Below are 17120 nucleotides of genomic sequence, written 5' to 3'. Positions count from 1 at the left end.
CCTGTGGAAATCGCATATTTTTCTATAACAGTATTTGTTATTGTTCGATGGTGATTTTTCTGTCTTTGTAATAGTATTCCTTATCACGGTCATTGATTTCCCGTATTACATGGCAGGGGCTTCCGAATGCAACGACATTTGCGGGAATATCTTTTGTAACAATGCTGCCCGCGCCGATTACCGTATTGTCTCCGATGGTGACGCCAGGCATGATGAGCACTCCCGCGCCGATCCAGCAATTTCTGCCAATATGGACAGGCATGTTATACTGATATAATTGCTCGCGCAGAGCGGGCAGGATCGGGTGCCCTGCAGTAGCAATCGTCACATTGGGTCCAAACATGGTATGATCGCCGATATAGATATGGGTATCGTCTACGCAGGTCAGATGATAATTTGCGTAGACATAGTCTCCGAAATGACAGTGATGTCCTCCGAAATTCGCATAGAAGGGCGCTTCGATATATACGCCTTTACCGCAGTCGCCCAGCATTTCTTTCAGCATTTTTGCTCTTTTCTCAAATTCCGAAGGCCTGGTCATATTATATTCGCACAGCCTGTCCTGATAAATTACCTGTTCCCGCATGATTTCCTCATCTCCCGGCAGATAAAGCTCCCCAGTATGTAATTTTTCTTTCATCTCGCTCATATTGCGTTCCTCCATTCGTTAAATTCCCTGATTGTTTTTACAGCCTGTTCCCTTTATAACCATATCATGTTTTTATGTTAAATTCTTTTAAAATTCTGTGTTTTTTATAACAATTTTATTGTATGACGATATTTTTCCGGTTTACAACCAGAGATAAATGGGGTAATATAAAAGGCAGATGACTTTGCCGGCAGAAAGAAAGGCAGGAGGCGCGGCAGAGAAAGGAGCAGGGGAAGGATGCTGGAACGTCCGAAAAAAATGAATACGTTTTCGCCGGAGCTGAAAATACAGATTGTCAATGCTCAGGCGCTGATAGATGAAACGCGCAGGGAAATGAAGGAAAAAAGTCTGGATATCGATCTGACCGGGAAACTGCAGCTTCGCGACGACTGCGCATATCTGGAGAGACTGCTGCGCCAGTTTGCAAAGGGCAAAACAAATCCGAAGATGGAAGAAAACCTGAAAAACGGGATGATCCGCCTTCAGACGACTTCCTACAATCTGCTGCGGCGTCCGTTTGGGGAGGAGTAGACTGCGCCGCATAGGAAAGTCCGGGAATTGTTCTGCGCTTACAGTATTCCTGCATCAGCATTTTATAGTAACTAAAAAACGTTTACTGGACGTTTTTGTCGTATACATGGCAACAAAAAAAGAAACCTTTTTCAAGGTTTCTTCTTTCAAAAGCGTGCGTTAGAAGATTCGAACTCCCGACCTTTTGGTCCGTAGCCAAACGCTCTATCCAGCTGAGCTAAACGCACATATTTTGTTTTGTTCGTTCCGAACAGGATATATTCTAACGCGGTTTGCAGGGATTGTCAATAGATAATTTAAAAAAATTTGAAATTTTTATAATTTAAAAAAATTTGAAATTTTTTGTTCTTCGGATGTCGCTGAGGCGCCCGGGGAGATAGGATGACGGAAAGGAAGAAAAGAATGGGAATGAATCAGATGCCGGCGGCAAACCGGATACACATTGGCTTTTTTGGACGCCGCAATGCCGGAAAATCAAGCGTGGTAAACGCAGTAACGAATCAGGAGCTGTCGGTCGTCTCCGAGGTACGCGGAACGACGACCGATCCGGTCAGCAAGACGATGGAGCTTCTGCCGATGGGGCCCGTCGTGATTATTGATACGCCGGGTTACGACGATGAGGGGAGCCTTGGCGAGCTGCGTGTGCGAAAAACAAAGCAGGTGCTCAACAAGACCGATGTGGCAGTGCTGGTGGTGGATGCGCTGGCAGGCCTGACGGAGGTGGAGCGGGAGCTTACGGAAATTTTTGAGAAAAAAGAGATTCCCTATATCATTGCGTACAACAAAGCAGATCTTCTAAAGGAAGTGCCGGAGGCGAATAGCCGGGAGATCTATATCAGCGCTCTGGAAAAGACGAATATCCATGAGCTGAAGGAGAAGATAGCTGTGCTTTCCAGGATACAGGAGAGCGAAAAGCATCTGGCAGGCGATCTGGTAAAACCGAATGATTTCGTGGTGCTTGTCACGCCGATCGACAGCGCGGCGCCGAAGGGACGGCTGATCCTGCCGCAGCAGCAGACTATCCGTGATCTGCTGGAATGTGGAGCGGTTTCGGTGGTGATACGCGAAACGGAGCTGAAAGCGACGCTTGCGGGACTTGGAAAAAAGCCGGCGCTGGTCATCACGGACAGCCAGGCGTTTGCAAAGGTTTCCGCGGAGACGCCCGCGGATATTCCGCTGACGTCCTTTTCCATTCTGATGGCGCGCTATAAGGGAACGCTGGAGGCGTCCGTGCAGGGGGCGGCACAGATTTCGCAGCTTCAGGAGGGGGATGCAGTGTTGATCGCGGAGGGCTGCACGCATCATCGCCAGTGCGAGGACATTGGAACGGTGAAGCTTCCAAGGTGGCTGCGGGAATTTACCGGGAAGAATTTGCGGCTTTCCTTTACCTCCGGGACGGAATTTCCGGAAGAATTGTCATCATATCGGTTGATTATTCACTGCGGAGGGTGTATGCTAAATGAGCGGGAAATGCGATACCGCATACAGACCGCGCTGGATGCGGGCGTGCCTGTCACGAATTACGGCACGGCGATTGCCTATATGAACGGCATTCTAAAGAGAAGTCTGGAGGTATTGCCGGACATTCAAAAATTAATTTAAGCGAGGAAACGTAACATGACAAACACGAAACAGGAAGAATTAAAGAAATTACTGGTATCTGCTGATTTCAAAGAGGAGAGCTATGAGAGCGTGCCGATGCAGGAGCTGATCATTCTGAAAAATTCAGCGATGTCTATGAAAGAAAAAAATGTGAAGGTACAGCAGGCAGCGCTGTTTTTCACGAAACGGGAAGAGTTTTTCTATCATCTTGTATTGCGCCGTCTGCAGAAAATAGAAGTAATTTATACCTTATTTACCAAAGCAACCAATCTGCCGTATGTATACTGCGACCCGGATACCTGCAACGATCAGGTGTGGATTTTCAGCGAGGAATCCTTTGCGAAGAAGAGCGCCTTAAAGGAAATGCAGAATAAGCGTGAGCTTCTGGTGGTGAAGCTGGAGAACAAGCAGTTCCTTTCCTTTTACATGAGCCTGTACGCGATGGGCGTAAATGAGCTTCTGCTGGATGGCTGTGTGAATAAGCTGGCGATTGAGCTGGAGACGCTTGTGCGTAAGCCGGATTATTCCAAACTTCCGCCGGAAAAACAGCCGGTTTCCAATCCGGAGTTGCAGCTCACTGCGATTTATTTCGCACAGGAGCGCAACATGCCGGAGGAGGCGCGCGATAACGGCAATTTGCGCGATCTTGAAGAGGAAATGCTGGTAAATCTGCACAGAGGAAAGCTGCTGATGCCGGTACAGGTGCCGGAGGAGAGCGGGGAGAAGGTGCAGGTGCAGGATATGAAGCTGCCGCTTCTGAAGCTTCCGAATGGGAACGCCTATCATCCGATCTGCACGGATCCGAACGAATTCCAGAAGTTTAATCTGAAAAAAGAATTCCGCGCGATCACGATCGACTGCGCGAAGCTCAACCAGATGATTGGGAAAAATGAGGAAGTGAAGGGCATTATTCTGAACCCGGCAAGCGTCCGTCTCGCGATCCCGAAGGAAAAGCTGGGCTAGGGTTACTGCGAACGGAAGGAACAGTAACGGGCTAGGCGCGCAGGATCCTTTCCGGCCAGCCGGAGATGTTTCCGTTCAGAATTGCAGAGAACATGCGCTCCTTGACTCCCGGAAAATCCAGGTTCAGCTGGCGCAGAAGATTTTTGGCATATTCACGCTTCGTATAACCATCTGCCGGACAGTTGCTTTTTGCAACCGGCAGATGGTATTTATTTTGAAAACCGATCACGTCCGCTTCCGAGACAAACATCAGCGGGCGGATGACCGTCAGATCCATGCGGTCGAGATAGGTGCGCGGCGAGAAGGAGTGGAAGCGTCCCTCAAAGATCAGAGAGAGCAGCATTGTCTCGATGATATCGTCTTTGTGGTGCGCATACGCCACCTTGTTGCAGCCATGGCTCTTAATGACGTCGTTGAGTGCGCCCTTGCGCATCTTGGCGCAGAGCGAGCAGGGGTTGCTTTCCTTTCGCTGCTCAAAGATAATGGAGGCAATTTCCGTCTTTACGACTGTGTAGGAAACCTCAAGCTCCTGGCAGAGTGTTTCGATGGCGGCAGTGTCAAAGCCGGGATGTCCGAGGTCTACGGTGACTGCCTCCAGTTCAAAATGCTTTGGGTAGAAACGGCGCAGCCCCTGCAGTGCATAGAGCAGCGTCAGACTATCCTTTCCGCCGGAGATGCCGACGGCGATGCGATCTCCTTCTTCGATCATCTGGTATTCATCAATTGCTTTTCTTGTCAGACTGTATAACTGCTGAAGCTTCATAACAGGTGTGCTCCTTTGTGATTATTATATTCTTCCGTTAGTTATAGCACAGAGGGCGTTTTCGTGTCAATCATCGTACAAAAAATAAGGATTGTAGCTGTCCTCGAATTGTGCTATCCTAAATGGTAGGGAAATTAATTTACGCGCGCAGGCAGGTCGTTTGCATGTGCAAAGAAAAGAGGGATAAACAGGATGTATAATCCAAAATCAATGGCGGCGGAGGAATTTATCTGCCATGAGGAAATTTTAGAGACGCTGGAGTATGCGGAAAAACATAAAACAGATGCAGAGCTGATCCAGCGGATTATTGAGAAGGCAAAAGAGCGCAGGGGGCTGTCGCACCGGGAGGCGATGGTGCTGCTCGACTGTGAGCTTGAGGAGAAGAACCAGCAGATCTATGCGCTTGCAGAGCAGATTAAGAAAGATTTTTACGGCAACCGCATTGTCATGTTTGCGCCGCTGTATTTGTCCAATTACTGCATTAATGGCTGCGTGTACTGCCCGTATCACGCCAAAAACAAGCATATCGCGCGCAAAAAGCTTACACAGGAGGAAATCCGCAGAGAGGTTATCGCGCTGCAGGATATGGGGCATAAGCGTCTGGCGCTGGAAACCGGCGAGGACCCGGTGAATAATCCGATCGAATACGTGCTGGAGAGCATTAAGACAATTTACAGTATCAAGCACAAAAACGGCGCGATCCGCCGCGTAAACGTGAATATTGCGGCAACGACGGTGGAAAATTACCGTAAGCTGAAGGAAGCCGGCATCGGGACGTATATTCTGTTCCAGGAGACCTACAACAAGGAGAGTTATGAACAGCTTCATCCGACGGGACCGAAGCATAATTACGCATATCACACCGAGGCGATGGACCGCGCGATGGAGGGCGGCATCGACGATGTTGGTATCGGCGTGCTGTTCGGGCTGGAGCTGTATCGCTATGAGTTTGTCGGACTTCTGATGCATGCCGAGCATCTGGAGGCGGTACACGGCGTTGGACCGCACACGATCAGCGTGCCGCGTGTCCGTCGTGCGGACGATATCGACCCGGATTCCTTTGATAATGGCATTGATGATGATATTTTTGCAAAGCTGGTGGCATGTATCCGTATCGCTGTGCCGTACACGGGCATGATCATTTCCACACGCGAGAGCCAGCAGTGCCGCGAGCGTGTGCTGCATCTGGGCGTTTCGCAGATCAGCGGCGGTTCGCGTACCAGCGTGGGCGGCTACGTCACGCCGGAGCCGGAAGAAGAAAATTCCGCGCAGTTTGACGTCAGCGACAACCGCTCCCTGGACGAGGTGGTAAACTGGCTGATGCGCCTGGGTTATATCCCAAGCTTCTGCACAGCGTGCTACCGCGAGGGAAGGACGGGCGACCGTTTTATGAGCCTCTGCAAGAGCGGCCAGATCCAGAACTGCTGCCATCCGAACGCACTGATGACATTAAAAGAATATCTGATGGACTACGCGTCGGAGGATACAAGACGCATCGGCGAGCGTCTGATCGCGGAAGAGATCGAAAAAGTGCCGCGTGAGAAAACCCGTGAGATCGCCAGACGCCATCTGGCGGAGATCGAGCAGGGAAAGCGTGATTTCCGCTTTTGACGGCAGATCTTCCGGAATACGTGCGATTTTTGCCGGAGCAATCCGGAAAACACATCACATGGGCAAATGCGTTTGCCCCGACATCATGAAATTTGGAGGAATAAAATCAATGCAGAAACAAATTGACGCTTTTATTGACAGCCACAAAGAAGAGATGCTGGAGGATCTGAAAACGCTGGTGCGCATCAACAGTGTCCGCGGAGAGGAAAAGCCCGGCAAGCCTTACGGCGAAGGCCCGGCGGAGGTGCTTGCGGCTGCGCAGAAGATGATAGCGGGCTATGGCTTTTCAGCAAAAAATTATGATAATTATGTGGTGACAGGCGATTTTAACGATAAGGAAAAGCAGCTTGACATCCTCGCGCATCTGGACGTAGTGCCGGTGACGGAGGACTGGACAGTAACGCAGCCGTTTGAGCCGGTTATCGTTGACGGGAAAATTTACGGACGCGGTACGGCGGACGATAAAGGACCGGCGATCGCAGCGCTCTATGCGATGCGCGCTGTCAAAGAGTGCGGCGTTTCTCTTTCGAAAAATGTACGTCTGATCCTTGGCTCCGATGAGGAGTGCGGCTCCAGCGACCTCGACCACTATTACGGCATCGAGCAGGAGGCGCCGATGACCTTTACGCCGGATGCGGATTTCCCGGTGATCAACATCGAGAAGGGACGTCTGGCAAAATCCTTTACCGCATCGTTTGAAGGTGAGAGAGCGGCGTGCGGCAGTGTGCTTGCGCTGCACGGCGGCGATAAGGTAAATGTGGTTCCGGCAAACGCTTGGGCGTGTGTGGCAGGCGTTTCCATGGAGGATGTGCAGGCGGCGATCGCGGAGGATGCAAGCGGCGTGAAATTCACCGCGGAGACGAAGGAAGCGGGCATTCAGATTACGGCGAAGGGCCTTGCCGGTCATGCTTCCACACCGGAGGTTGGAAAAAATGCGATCTGTGCACTCCTGGCGCTTCTTGGGAAGCTTCCGCTTGGCGATGACGCGCAGAACAATGCCTTAAAAGCTGTTGCAGAGCTGTTTCCGTACGGCGACCTCTGCGGCAGGGCGCTTGGTGTTGAGATGGAGGATGAGATTTCCGGCAGGATCACAGTGAATCTTGGTGTGCTGGATTTCGACGGCATTTCTTTAAAAGGAACCTTTGACAGCCGCGTGCCGATCTGTGGGGATGACGGCAATGTAACGGCCGTGATCACATCGAAAATGCGGGAGAAGGGGCTGACGATGGAAGCGGGCGCTATGACGCCGCCGCATCATGTGCCGGCGGAGAGTGAACTTGTGCAGACGCTGCTTGCCAGCTATGAGAAATACAGCGGCATCAAGGGTGAACCGCGTGCGATCGGAGGCGGTACCTACGTACATGATCTGGAGCGCGGCGTGGCGTTCGGATGCATGAGCGACGAGGTCGACAATCATATGCACGGCGATGATGAATTTATGCTGGTGGATGTGCTGGTGATGAGTGCGAAAATCTTTGCGGATGCAATTTGCAGGCTGTGCAGATAGAAAAGGGAAGGTGTCATGGAAACTAAAAAACGTCCACCGGACGTTTTTGTCGTATGCATGGCAACAAAAAAGCAGCGGGTTTAAAACCCTGCTGCTTTTAATATTTCCTCTGCTTTTGCGGTATCGTCCGGCACACAGTAAACAACGTAATTTCCTGCGGATCTGATCAGCGCTGCGTCAAGCTTTGCCGCTTCCGGTGCATTGTAGTCGGCAAACAGCTTCGACTGGTTCTGCGCGCGTGTCTGGAAAAGCGTTTCCACTTCGGAGACATAATCGCTGTCCTTACATTTTACGATCACGATCTCACCGGCATATGCCCCGGAATTTAAGAGGGCAGTGCTTTCCTCAATTTTATCCATATCGACGAAGAACGTGGAAGCGAAGATATCAGAGGAAATTTCAGCCACACTGCTGTCGATGGATTCCTGCAGGTCTGCAGCCAGCTTCGTGATATCCACCGTTACATCGTCAGATTTTTTGCCGCAGGCGGTCATCACAAATACCAGTACCAGTGCGGTCAGACAAACCATAATTCTTTTTTTCATAATTTTTGGGCTCCTTTTCTTTGGCATATTTAAGTAAGAGAAACTATACTGTCGGGACATAATGCGTTTTCGTGTAATCAAGCCATTTGCGGCAGTATTCCTGGTTCAGATGGATACCGTCCGAAGCGGCGCCGGAGATGAGAGAATGCGATCCGTCCGAGAGCACCTCGTTCACGTTTATGTAGTGATAGCCTTCCTCCTTGCACATTTCCATGATCTTCAGATTGATCGTGTCCACATTTGCGTTGTTTACATAGTCCCCGGTCGTTACCAGAGGCTCCTCAACGTAAATGACAGAATAGACGTAGACAACCGGGTCGGCGGAAGCGGAGCGCGTTTTGATGTCGCTCAGCACCTTGCGGTAAGATTCTTTCACAGCATCCATATCATATGCGCCAAGCTCGTTTGTGCCAAGCATCATATAAATTTTCGAAAAATTGATATTTTTCAGCGCATCCATAACAAGTGCGTTGCCCTGTGCTGTCGCGATCTGGGCGTCCGTGTAAAAATTTTCCAGCTCCATGCCAACTGCCGTCACAAAGCTGCCCTTTGTGATGCCGGAAAAATTGCGGAAACCATCCATGCGGGAATCGCCGATAAACACGGCGTCCTCAAAGTAAGAATCGTCCAGTGCAACCGCCTGCTCCGGAACTACGATATCCATATAGGCATCGCCGCCGTCCGGAATACCGTTTTCTCTGCCGAGAACAACTGCCTCTGTCTCCGGTTCTTCTGTCTGAGCCTCTGAAGTTTTTTCAGATTCCGCATCCGAACCTGTCTGCGGCGCCTCGGTTTCTTCCGATTCGGAAGATAAAAGATTTGCGCTCGCAAAGACCTCGTCTTCCTCCTGACGGATACGCTCCTGGATATTTTCGCGCGAAAATAAGCTAATCAGACTTTTCCCTTCAAAAACGACCAGGACGAGTACGATTAGCGTCAAAACATTTATAATAAGACCACTGCGGCGCTGCTGCCGTGTGGATCTTTTTTTCTTTTGTTCCATTGATTCCCCTCATTCTGATAATGTCCCCGTTTATAATCCCTCATGATAAAAAAAGTTGTTTTTTATCATACTCTATTATATAATAAATGCGGTAATTGTAAATAGCCTTTTCGAAGAAAATTTCTAAAATTTATCTTACAAAGATAGGAGCAGATGAATGGTATTTAGCAGCCTTTTGTTTATGTTTCGTTTTTTGCCGCTGGTCCTGATCCTCTATTACGCGGCGCATGTGAAGCTCAGAAACGTCATCCTGTTTCTGTTCAGCCTGTTTTTCTACGCGTGGGGTGAACCAAAGTACGTATTTTTAATGCTGTGCTCCATCACCGTAGATTATTTCATCGGAAAGCGTATCCAGAAGTGCAGAAATGAGGGCAGGATGTCCGCTGCGGGGCGCTGGATGCTGTTGTCGGTGATCTATAATCTGTCGGTGCTGGGCTTTTTTAAGTATACGGATTTTCTTATCGGGACGGTAAATGCAGTGTTTGGCACGGATATCCCGCTGCCGGGGATTCCGCTGCCGATCGGCATTTCCTTTTTTACCTTTCAGACGATGTCGTACACGATCGACGTATACCGCGGCGTGACGCAGGCACAGACGAGCTGGCTGAATTACGGCACCTATGTTTCTATGTTCCCGCAGCTCATTGCCGGACCGATCGTGCAATATAAGACGATCGCAAAGCAGCTAAAGGAACGCACGGAGACGACCGATGATTTTGTCGCCGGGATCACACGGTTTCTGGCAGGCGTCGGCAAGAAGGTGCTGCTTGCCAACAATATCGGCGTGCTCTGGGATACCGTTTCAGCTATGCCGCTCGCATCGCTTCCGGCGGCGACGGCGTGGCTTGGCGCGATTGCGTACACCTTCCAGATTTACTTTGATTTTTCCGGCTATTCGGATATGGCGATCGGGCTTGGACAGATGTTTGGATTTCATTTTCTGGAGAATTTTAACTATCCCTATATCTCAAGAAGCATTACGGAATTCTGGAGACGGTGGCATATTTCTCTCAGCTCCTGGTTCCGCGAGTACGTCTATATCCCGCTGGGCGGCAACCGCAAAGGGGCGGCAAAGCAGATCCGCAATATCGCGATCGTCTGGATGCTCACCGGCATCTGGCACGGGGCGAGCTGGAATTTTGTCCTGTGGGGCGTTTATTACGGGATCCTGCTGATCCTGGAAAAATTTATTTTCGGAAAAGCGCTGAAAAAGCTGCCGAAAGCCCTGCAGCATGTGTACACGCTGTTTTTTGTTGTGATCAGCTGGGTAATTTTTGCGTTCGACAATGTGGGAGCCGGGATCGGCTACATAGGCGCGATGTTTGGAGCCGGAGTCGGTTTTGCCGACAGTACGACCGTATATCTTCTATATAATTATGCGGTAATGCTCATCGTGCTGGTCCTCGGATCCACGGAGCTGCCGAAAAAAGCGGCGGCGTGGATCATGAAAAAGCTGGGAGAAGCTTCTGCGGCGGCAGTGGTGCTGCACTGTCTGTTTTATGCGGCGGTGTTCCTGCTTTCCGTGGCTTATCTGGTGGATGCAAGCTACAATCCGTTTTTATACTTCCGGTTTTAGGATAAGGGAGAGATTTTTATGACAAAAAGACAAAACTGGATCCTGATAATCTTTTTTTTACTGATGATATTCGGTTTTACGATCACGAGTCTGTTTAAGCCCGACACGCAGTTCTCCGAGACAGAGAACCGCGAGCTGGCGCAGGCGCCGCAGATTACCCTGGAAAATGTACTCAGCGGAAAGTTTTCCACGGATTATGAGACATATCTCACGGATCAGTTTGTTTTCCGCGATCAGTGGATCGGCGCAAAGACGCTGGCGGAGCGCGCGATCGGAAAGCAGGAGGTAAACGACATTTATTTTGCGGCGGACGATTATCTGATCGAGAAGCATACCGGCAGCTTTGATACCGATACGGCGCAGCGGAATATTACGTACCTTGCCTCGTTTCTGGAAGATCAGACTGCGCGGCTTGGCACAGAGCATGTGAAGGCAATGATCGTGCCGAATGCGGTGGATACGCTGAAGGACAAGCTGCCGCCGTTTGCCGACAGCACGGCGGAGGATACTTATCTTCAGCAGATAGCGGAGGCACTGCCGGCTGGCAGCTTTGTGGATCTGCAGCCGGTGCTCGGAGATCATAAAGAGGAATACATTTATTACCGTACCGACCATCACTGGACGACGCTGGGCGCCTGGTATGCCTACGAGGCATGGTGCAGGGCAGCCGGCATCGCTTATACGCCTAAGGAAGCGTATCAGCGGGAGACGCTCTCCGAAGAATTTTACGGAACCGTAGCCGCAAAGGTAAATATCAGCGTTCCGGCGGATACGATCGAGGCGTGGAAGCCTCTGGCGGCGGCTCCCTACACCGTGCGTTACAATCACGGTGAGACTGCAGAGGATACGCTCTACGATGAGAGCTATCTGCAGGTGCGCGACAAATACGCCGTGTTCTTTGGCGGAAACCAGCCGCTCACAGAGATCGCCACGGAAAATACCACCGGCAGAAAGCTGCTGGTGATCAAGGATTCCTACGCAAATTGCTTCGTACCGTTTGCCGTCCAGGACTTTGATGCGATCGCGATGGCAGATATGCGTTACTTCAATGAACATCTGAGCACATACATTGAGGAAAACGGGTTCACAGACGTGCTGGTGCTGTATAATGCAGCCGGGTTCGCGGAGGATACTTCACTTGCGAAGCTGGCGCTGTAGGAAAAGGAGGAAAGGTCATGAGCTATGCAGATAAATTATTTAAGGAGACCTGTCGTGATATTCTAGAGAACGGCACAGACACCAGAGGCGAGAAGGTGCGTCCGCGGTGGGAGGACACCGGAGAGCTCGCTTACACCATCAAAAAATTCGGTGTGGTGAACCGCTACGACCTGCGCAAAGAGTTTCCGGCGATCACACTGCGTCGGATCGCTCTCAAAAGCGCGATGGATGAGATTTTGTGGATCTATCAGAAAAAATCAAATAACATTCACGATCTGAACAGTCATATCTGGGATCAGTGGGCGGACGAGAACGGCAGCATCGGCACCTGCTACGGAAACGTGGTGGGAAGAAAATTTCTCTATAAAGGGGAGGAGACCGACCAGATGGATTACGTGCTCCGTCAGCTCAGAGAAAATCCATACAGCCGTCGCATTATGACAAATATGTATCAGTACGAATATCTGCATTCCGGCGCGCTGGATCCGTGCTGCTACAGCATGACGTATAATGTCACAAAGACGGATGAGGGGCTGGTGTTAAACGCCGTGCTGAATCAGCGCAGTCAGGATATGCTTGCAGCAAACGGCTGGAACGTGGCGCAGTATGCGATCCTGCTGATGATGGTGGCGCAGGTCAGCCATATGATCCCGGGCGAGCTGATCCACGTTATCGCGGATGCGCATATCTATGACCGGCATGTGCCGATGATAGAGGAGCTGCTGGCGCGCGGGGAGCACCCGGCACCGAAGGTGTGGCTGAATCCGGATGTGACGGATTTCTATGCGTTTACGACGGCAGATCTGCATGTGGAGGACTATGTGACCGGCGAACAGATCAGGAATATACCGATAGCGGTTTAGGGAGGAAAAAAGATGAATCTGATTGTAGCTGTTGATAAAAACTGGGCGATTGGCAGGAATAATAAGCTTTTGGTGAGCATACCGGCGGATATGAAATTTTTCCGCCAGACGACGACCGGAAAGGTGGTCGTGATGGGAAGAAAGACGCTGGAAAGTTTTCCGAACGGGCTTCCGCTGAAAAACCGCACCAATGTTGTACTCACGAAAAACGAGAACTATAAGGTGCAGGATGCAATTGTTGTACACAGCCTGGATGCGCTGAAGGAAGAACTGAGAAAATATGACAGCGAAGACATTTACGTGATCGGCGGGGACAGTGTGTACCGGCAGCTTCTGCCGTACTGCAGATTTGCGCATGTCACGAAAATCGATCATGCATATGAGGCGGACACGTACTTCCCGAACCTTGATGAGCTGACGGAATGGAGTATTGCAGGGGACAGCGATGAGCAGACGTATTTCGACCTGGAATATGCATTTATGCTTTATCAGAATCACAACCCCCAAAAACTCTAATATCTTAAATTTATCGAAAGGAATTGCCAATTTCTCATATTTTTGTTATAGTATATGCTTAGAAACGGAAAAATAGGGTTATCATTCACATAAAAAGAAGGAAAAGAAAATGTGTGGAATTGCAGGATTTGCAGGAAAACAGGGAAATAAAGAAGAGATATTAGAGAAGATGATGGATGTGATCAAGCATCGCGGACCGGATTCGGAAGGAAAATACACGACGGACGACGTGGCGTTCGGCTTCCGCCGTCTGAGCATCATCGATCTGGAGAGCGGCTCTCAGCCAATGTTCAATGAGGACGGGCAGATCGCGCTGATCTTCAACGGCGAGATTTACAACAGCCCGGAGCTGCGCGAGCGTTTCCAGGCGAAGGGACATGTGTTTGCCAACCGCTCCGATTCGGAGACGCTGATCCATGGCTATGAGGAGTACGGCGAGAAGCTGGTGCACGAGCTGCGCGGAATGTTCGGTTTTGCCATCTGGGACAACCGCAAAAAGCGTCTGTTTCTCGCGCGCGACTTTTTTGGCATCAAGCCGGTGTACTACGCGGTGATCAATGGAAATCTGGTGTTTGGTTCAGAGATCAAGAGTATTCTGGAATTTCCGGGTTATAAAAAGGAAGTAAATATGGAAGCGCTGGAGCAGTATCTGTCCTTCCAGTATTCAGCACTGCCGGAGACATTTTTCAAGGGAATTTACCGGCTGCTGCCGGGACACTATCTCACATGGTCCAACGGCGAGCTGAACACGACGCAGTATTTCGACCCGACACTGGAGCCGGTTTCGAAGGACAAGCAGGAAACGCTTGTGAAAAAACTGGACGAGGTGCTGGAGGATTCCGTGCAGAAGCACATGCTTGCCGATGTGGAGGTCGGGGCATTCCTCTCAAGTGGCGTGGATTCCAGCTACATCGCGGCAAAGTATTCCGGGAAAAAGACGTTTACCGTTGGATTTTTTGATAAGGATAATCAGTACAACGAGACGCACTACGCGGAGGAATGCGCGAAGTATCTCGGACTGGAAAATTGCAGTCACACCATCACAGAGGATGAATACTGGGGAGAGATGCCGAAAATCATGTGGCATATGGACGAGCCGCTGGCAGATCCGGCAGCGATCGCGCTGTATTTTGTGGCGCGCGAGGCGGCAAAGCATGTAAAGGTCGTCACCTCCGGCGAGGGCGCGGACGAGTTCTTCGGCGGATATACGATCTATCGGGAACCGCTTTCTCTGCGCTGGATTAACTGGCTTCCGGCAAGCTGGAGACGCTCGATGGCGCACCTTGCGGAAAAACTGCCGGAGGGCATGAAGGGCAGAAGCTACATCATCCGCGCAAGCAAGACGGTGCAGGAGCGTTTCATCGGAAACGCAAATATATTTACAGCGGAGGAGCGAAAGAAGCTTTTAAAAGAAAAGACGAAGGCGGTTACGCCGCAGCAGCTTCTGGCGCCGCAGTATAAAAAGATGCAGCAGTACGACGACACAACGAAGATGCAGTATATCGACCTCACCAACTGGCTGCCGGGCGATATCCTGCTGAAGGCGGACAAGATGAGTATGGCGCATTCGCTGGAGCTGCGCGTGCCGTTTCTGGACAAGGAAGTGTTCAAGACTGCGCGGAGCATCCGCACAAACATGAAACTAAAGGATAAGACAACGAAATTTGCCTTTCGCCGCGTGGCGGAGAAATATCTGCCGGAATTTACCACAAACAAAAAGAAGCTTGGCTTCCCGGTACCGATCCGCGTATGGCTGAAGGAGGATACCGGATACGGAAAGGTGAAGGAGGCGTTCACCGGCGCGGCGGCGAACAAGTTCTTCCACACAGAGCCGATCCTGCAGCTTCTGGACGACCACAAGAACGGCGTCCGCGACAACAGCCGCAAGATCTGGACGATCTACACGTTTCTGGTATGGTACAAAGTATTTTTTGAGGATGTAAAAAGCGCATGACGAAAAAAGAATTTGAAAAACTTGCAGAGGATATTATTATTTTAGACGGTGCGACCGGTTCTAATCTTATAAAGGCAGGAATGCCGCGCGGGATCTGCACGGAGCAGTGGATCCTGGAAAACGAACAGGTGGTGATCGACCTGCAGAGAGCTTATGTGGAGGCGGGCAGCCAGATCGTGTGCGCACCGACCTTTGGCGCGAACCGTCGGAATCTGACGTCTCACGGGCTGCAGGATAAGCTTGCGGATATGAACAAACGTCTGGTGGATATCTCCCGGCGGGCGACGGAGGGGCGCGCTTACGTGGCGGGCGATATGTCCACCGGCGGTGTGGCGATCGGTTCTGCGCCGGATGCCACCTTTGAGGAAGCGTTTGAGCGCTACGCCGAACAGATCACGCATCTTGTGGACGCGGGAGCAGACCTTCTGCTGGCAGAGACGATGATCAGCATTGATGAAACGGTGGCGGCAGTGGAGGCGGCAAGATCCGTGTGCGATCTGCCGATCCTGTGCAGCATGACGGTGGAGGCGGACGGAAGCCTTTATTTTGGCGGCAGCGCACAGGAGGCGCTGGAGACGCTGCAGGAGGTAGGCGCATCTGCGGTGGGCGTGAATTGTTCGGTGGGACCGGATCAGCTGGAAGCGGTTGTTGCCGGGCTTCGTGCAATCGCGCGTGTGCCGGTGATCGCAAAGCCGAATGCAGGAATGCCGAAGATCACAGAAAAAGGAGAAGCCCTCTACAGCATGACGCCGGAGGACTTCGGAAAACATATGGAGAAACTGGTGAGGGCAGGAGCCGGCATTGTAGGCGGCTGCTGCGGAACGACACCAGAATACATCAGAGAAATGTGCAGCAGAATTTTATCTGTCTGACGTAAAGACCGGATCTGCGGGATAGCCGCCCCGGTCTTTTTGCATACAGCGCTGTACGCTGTCGCGGGAGTTGCCCCAGTCCTTGTCCTTGTTGCGGTAATCGTATTTCTCGGTAAACCAGGTAACCTCTTCCTCCAGGCGCTTCATGTTGGTTTGCATGAGAGAGAAGAGCGCCTGGTAAAATGCCTTTTTGTGTTTATCATCCAGACGGGTATCGGCAGTCTCCACCAGATGCGAAAAATGGTGCAGGCAAAAGCCCTTGCTGTTTTCGAAAAGCGTGCGGAATTCATCACTGTTCACGTACATCTCGAAAAAGGTGTCTATGTAACGCCCGTAGTTGGCGTGAATGTGGTCGCAGACATAGCAGTGCGCTTCTTTTTCCGCAACCCAGGCGCCGATCGATGTCTTTGGAGCTTCTGTGTCGGGCGACGATTTTTTCATCCGTCCGAAAAACGACGATTTTCCGGGAGAAAATTTTTGTATCTGTTCCGAAAGCTCTGCGTTCAGCTTTTTGAAATGCGTACTCAGAATGAGGGCGCTGCCGAGGCGATTGCCGTAATCAAACATCATTTTGTAGTGATGGCGGCAAAAGCCGACCTTGTCTGTCTGGGCGCGGACATCGTCCTCCATATAGGAAGCCTGGCTTCCAAGAGCAAAATTGATTGCGTGCTGTTCCAGATTGCGCTCGATAAAGCAGAACGGACATTCGTCGTTTGCCTTGAACGCATCCATCAGTGGGATAGTGTAAATGGATTCCTTCATAATGTAAAACCTCCTCTAGATATAATCCAGTTACTGTTCGTGCAGCCTCAAACACCTGCTGCGACGCGAAGCTAGTCCTGTGGGTTTGAGGCGTGAGAATGTGATTCAGGTGTGAGCAAATCCCATTCGCGAAGCGAATTTTAAATGGATTTGCGAAGGTGACTGTGAACGGAGTGAACAGTAACATAATCAGTATACTACGCAGAGAACATTCGCGCAACCGTTGCAAAAAAATTAAAAGTCAA

Annotated in this window: 16 protein-coding genes and 1 tRNA gene; 11 read left to right on the top strand and 6 right to left on the bottom strand. The window is 50.8% G+C overall.

The genetic code is table 11. The annotated features are described in order from the left end of the window. Positions 1 to 37: 37 nt before the first annotated feature. A complete protein-coding gene (locus tag ACLU9Q_RS08545; protein WP_302591922.1) occupies positions 38 to 649 on the bottom strand; it encodes a sugar O-acetyltransferase in 612 nt (203 codons plus the stop codon). Positions 650 to 886: 237 nt separating this feature from the next. On the opposite strand from ACLU9Q_RS08545, the gene ACLU9Q_RS08540 reads away from it, so the two are divergent. Continuing rightward, the gene (locus tag ACLU9Q_RS08540) at positions 887 to 1180 is read left to right on the top strand and encodes a hypothetical protein (protein ID WP_302591923.1); all 294 of its coding nucleotides are present in this window, start codon (positions 887 to 889) and stop codon (positions 1178 to 1180) included. A gap of 153 nt (positions 1181 to 1333) precedes the next feature. On the opposite strand, the gene ACLU9Q_RS08535 is transcribed toward ACLU9Q_RS08540, so the two are convergent. After that, positions 1334 to 1407 (bottom strand) — tRNA-Arg (locus ACLU9Q_RS08535). A 175-nt stretch (positions 1408 to 1582) separates the two neighbouring features. On the opposite strand from ACLU9Q_RS08535, the gene hydF reads away from it, so the two are divergent. After that, positions 1583 to 2782, top strand: a complete 1200-nt coding sequence (hydF, locus tag ACLU9Q_RS08530) for a [FeFe] hydrogenase H-cluster maturation GTPase HydF (protein ID WP_302591924.1) — start codon at positions 1583 to 1585, stop codon at positions 2780 to 2782. 15 nt (positions 2783 to 2797) lie between these two features. Beyond that, positions 2798 to 3745: an SseB family protein gene (locus tag ACLU9Q_RS08525; RefSeq protein ID WP_302591925.1), complete on the top strand. Its 948-nt coding sequence runs from the start codon at positions 2798 to 2800 to the stop codon at positions 3743 to 3745. Positions 3746 to 3776: 31 nt separating this feature from the next. Here ACLU9Q_RS08525 and ACLU9Q_RS08520 read toward each other — a convergent pair whose 3' ends face one another. Then, positions 3777 to 4508 (bottom strand): tRNA 2-thiocytidine biosynthesis TtcA family protein, encoded by a 732-nt coding sequence (locus tag ACLU9Q_RS08520; protein WP_302591926.1) that lies wholly within the window; start codon positions 4506 to 4508, stop codon positions 3777 to 3779. Positions 4509 to 4700: 192 nt separating this feature from the next. Here ACLU9Q_RS08520 and hydG point away from each other — a divergent pair, with 192 nt between their 5' ends. Together hydG and ACLU9Q_RS08510 are read left to right on the top strand one after the other, a co-directional pair. Beyond that, on the top strand, positions 4701 to 6119 hold the full coding sequence (gene hydG / locus ACLU9Q_RS08515; protein WP_302591927.1) for a [FeFe] hydrogenase H-cluster radical SAM maturase HydG: 1419 nt from the start codon (positions 4701 to 4703) through the stop codon (positions 6117 to 6119). 109 nt (positions 6120 to 6228) lie between these two features. Next, positions 6229 to 7626, top strand: a complete 1398-nt coding sequence (locus ACLU9Q_RS08510) for a Sapep family Mn(2+)-dependent dipeptidase (RefSeq protein WP_302591928.1) — start codon at positions 6229 to 6231, stop codon at positions 7624 to 7626. Positions 7627 to 7706: 80 nt separating this feature from the next. Here ACLU9Q_RS08510 and ACLU9Q_RS08505 read toward each other — a convergent pair whose 3' ends face one another. After that, positions 7707 to 8171, bottom strand: a complete 465-nt coding sequence (locus ACLU9Q_RS08505) for a DUF4358 domain-containing protein (RefSeq protein WP_302591929.1) — start codon at positions 8169 to 8171, stop codon at positions 7707 to 7709. Between the two features lie 43 nt (positions 8172 to 8214). After that, complete coding sequence (locus ACLU9Q_RS08500; RefSeq protein ID WP_302591930.1) at positions 8215 to 9174, bottom strand: GDSL-type esterase/lipase family protein; 960 nt, start codon at positions 9172 to 9174, stop codon at positions 8215 to 8217. A 157-nt stretch (positions 9175 to 9331) separates the two neighbouring features. Here ACLU9Q_RS08500 and ACLU9Q_RS08495 point away from each other — a divergent pair, with 157 nt between their 5' ends. The 6 genes from ACLU9Q_RS08495 to ACLU9Q_RS08470 all read left to right on the top strand — a co-directional run bounded on the left by ACLU9Q_RS08495 (position 9332) and on the right by ACLU9Q_RS08470 (position 16113). After that, a complete protein-coding gene (locus ACLU9Q_RS08495; RefSeq protein ID WP_296834129.1) occupies positions 9332 to 10750 on the top strand; it encodes an MBOAT family O-acyltransferase in 1419 nt (472 codons plus the stop codon). Positions 10751 to 10768: 18 nt separating this feature from the next. Continuing rightward, positions 10769 to 11908 (top strand): DHHW family protein, encoded by a 1140-nt coding sequence (locus tag ACLU9Q_RS08490; protein WP_302592312.1) that lies wholly within the window; start codon positions 10769 to 10771, stop codon positions 11906 to 11908. A gap of 17 nt (positions 11909 to 11925) precedes the next feature. Then, positions 11926 to 12771: a thymidylate synthase gene (gene thyA / locus ACLU9Q_RS08485; RefSeq protein ID WP_302592313.1), complete on the top strand. Its 846-nt coding sequence runs from the start codon at positions 11926 to 11928 to the stop codon at positions 12769 to 12771. Between the two features lie 12 nt (positions 12772 to 12783). Next, positions 12784 to 13287 (top strand): dihydrofolate reductase, encoded by a 504-nt coding sequence (locus ACLU9Q_RS08480; protein ID WP_302592314.1) that lies wholly within the window; start codon positions 12784 to 12786, stop codon positions 13285 to 13287. 109 nt (positions 13288 to 13396) lie between these two features. Continuing rightward, positions 13397 to 15241, top strand: coding sequence for an asparagine synthase (glutamine-hydrolyzing) (gene asnB / locus ACLU9Q_RS08475; RefSeq protein WP_302592315.1), 1845 nt, complete (start codon positions 13397 to 13399; stop codon positions 15239 to 15241). Beyond that, positions 15238 to 16113, top strand: coding sequence for a homocysteine S-methyltransferase family protein (locus ACLU9Q_RS08470; RefSeq protein ID WP_296834115.1), 876 nt, complete (start codon positions 15238 to 15240; stop codon positions 16111 to 16113). Before asnB ends, ACLU9Q_RS08470 begins: the two co-directional genes overlap by 4 nt. Here the strand turns inward: ACLU9Q_RS08470 and ACLU9Q_RS08465 are convergent. Further along, positions 16102 to 16875: a DUF6062 family protein gene (locus ACLU9Q_RS08465; protein ID WP_302592334.1), complete on the bottom strand. Its 774-nt coding sequence runs from the start codon at positions 16873 to 16875 to the stop codon at positions 16102 to 16104. The genes ACLU9Q_RS08470 and ACLU9Q_RS08465 overlap by 12 nt on opposite strands. Positions 16876 to 17120: the final 245 nt, after the last annotated feature.

It is taken from the genome of Marvinbryantia sp., from assembly GCF_047017445.1.
Classification (GTDB): Bacteria; Bacillota; Clostridia; order Lachnospirales; family Lachnospiraceae; genus Marvinbryantia.
This window is presented reverse-complemented; position numbering and strand designations above follow the sequence as displayed.

Coding starts and splice junctions, on each gene's coding strand:
- ACLU9Q_RS08545 (WP_302591922.1), bottom strand. CDS start 649: ATGAGCGAGATGAAAGAAAAATTACATACTGGGGAGCTTTATCTGCCG.
- ACLU9Q_RS08540 (WP_302591923.1), top strand. CDS start 887: ATGCTGGAACGTCCGAAAAAAATGAATACGTTTTCGCCGGAGCTGAAA.
- hydF (WP_302591924.1), top strand. CDS start 1,583: ATGGGAATGAATCAGATGCCGGCGGCAAACCGGATACACATTGGCTTT.
- ACLU9Q_RS08525 (WP_302591925.1), top strand. CDS start 2,798: ATGACAAACACGAAACAGGAAGAATTAAAGAAATTACTGGTATCTGCT.
- ACLU9Q_RS08520 (WP_302591926.1), bottom strand. CDS start 4,508: ATGAAGCTTCAGCAGTTATACAGTCTGACAAGAAAAGCAATTGATGAA.
- hydG (WP_302591927.1), top strand. CDS start 4,701: ATGTATAATCCAAAATCAATGGCGGCGGAGGAATTTATCTGCCATGAG.
- ACLU9Q_RS08510 (WP_302591928.1), top strand. CDS start 6,229: ATGCAGAAACAAATTGACGCTTTTATTGACAGCCACAAAGAAGAGATG.
- ACLU9Q_RS08505 (WP_302591929.1), bottom strand. CDS start 8,171: ATGAAAAAAAGAATTATGGTTTGTCTGACCGCACTGGTACTGGTATTT.
- ACLU9Q_RS08500 (WP_302591930.1), bottom strand. CDS start 9,174: ATGGAACAAAAGAAAAAAAGATCCACACGGCAGCAGCGCCGCAGTGGT.
- ACLU9Q_RS08495 (WP_296834129.1), top strand. CDS start 9,332: ATGGTATTTAGCAGCCTTTTGTTTATGTTTCGTTTTTTGCCGCTGGTC.
- ACLU9Q_RS08490 (WP_302592312.1), top strand. CDS start 10,769: ATGACAAAAAGACAAAACTGGATCCTGATAATCTTTTTTTTACTGATG.
- thyA (WP_302592313.1), top strand. CDS start 11,926: ATGAGCTATGCAGATAAATTATTTAAGGAGACCTGTCGTGATATTCTA.
- ACLU9Q_RS08480 (WP_302592314.1), top strand. CDS start 12,784: ATGAATCTGATTGTAGCTGTTGATAAAAACTGGGCGATTGGCAGGAAT.
- asnB (WP_302592315.1), top strand. CDS start 13,397: ATGTGTGGAATTGCAGGATTTGCAGGAAAACAGGGAAATAAAGAAGAG.
- ACLU9Q_RS08470 (WP_296834115.1), top strand. CDS start 15,238: ATGACGAAAAAAGAATTTGAAAAACTTGCAGAGGATATTATTATTTTA.
- ACLU9Q_RS08465 (WP_302592334.1), bottom strand. CDS start 16,875: ATGAAGGAATCCATTTACACTATCCCACTGATGGATGCGTTCAAGGCA.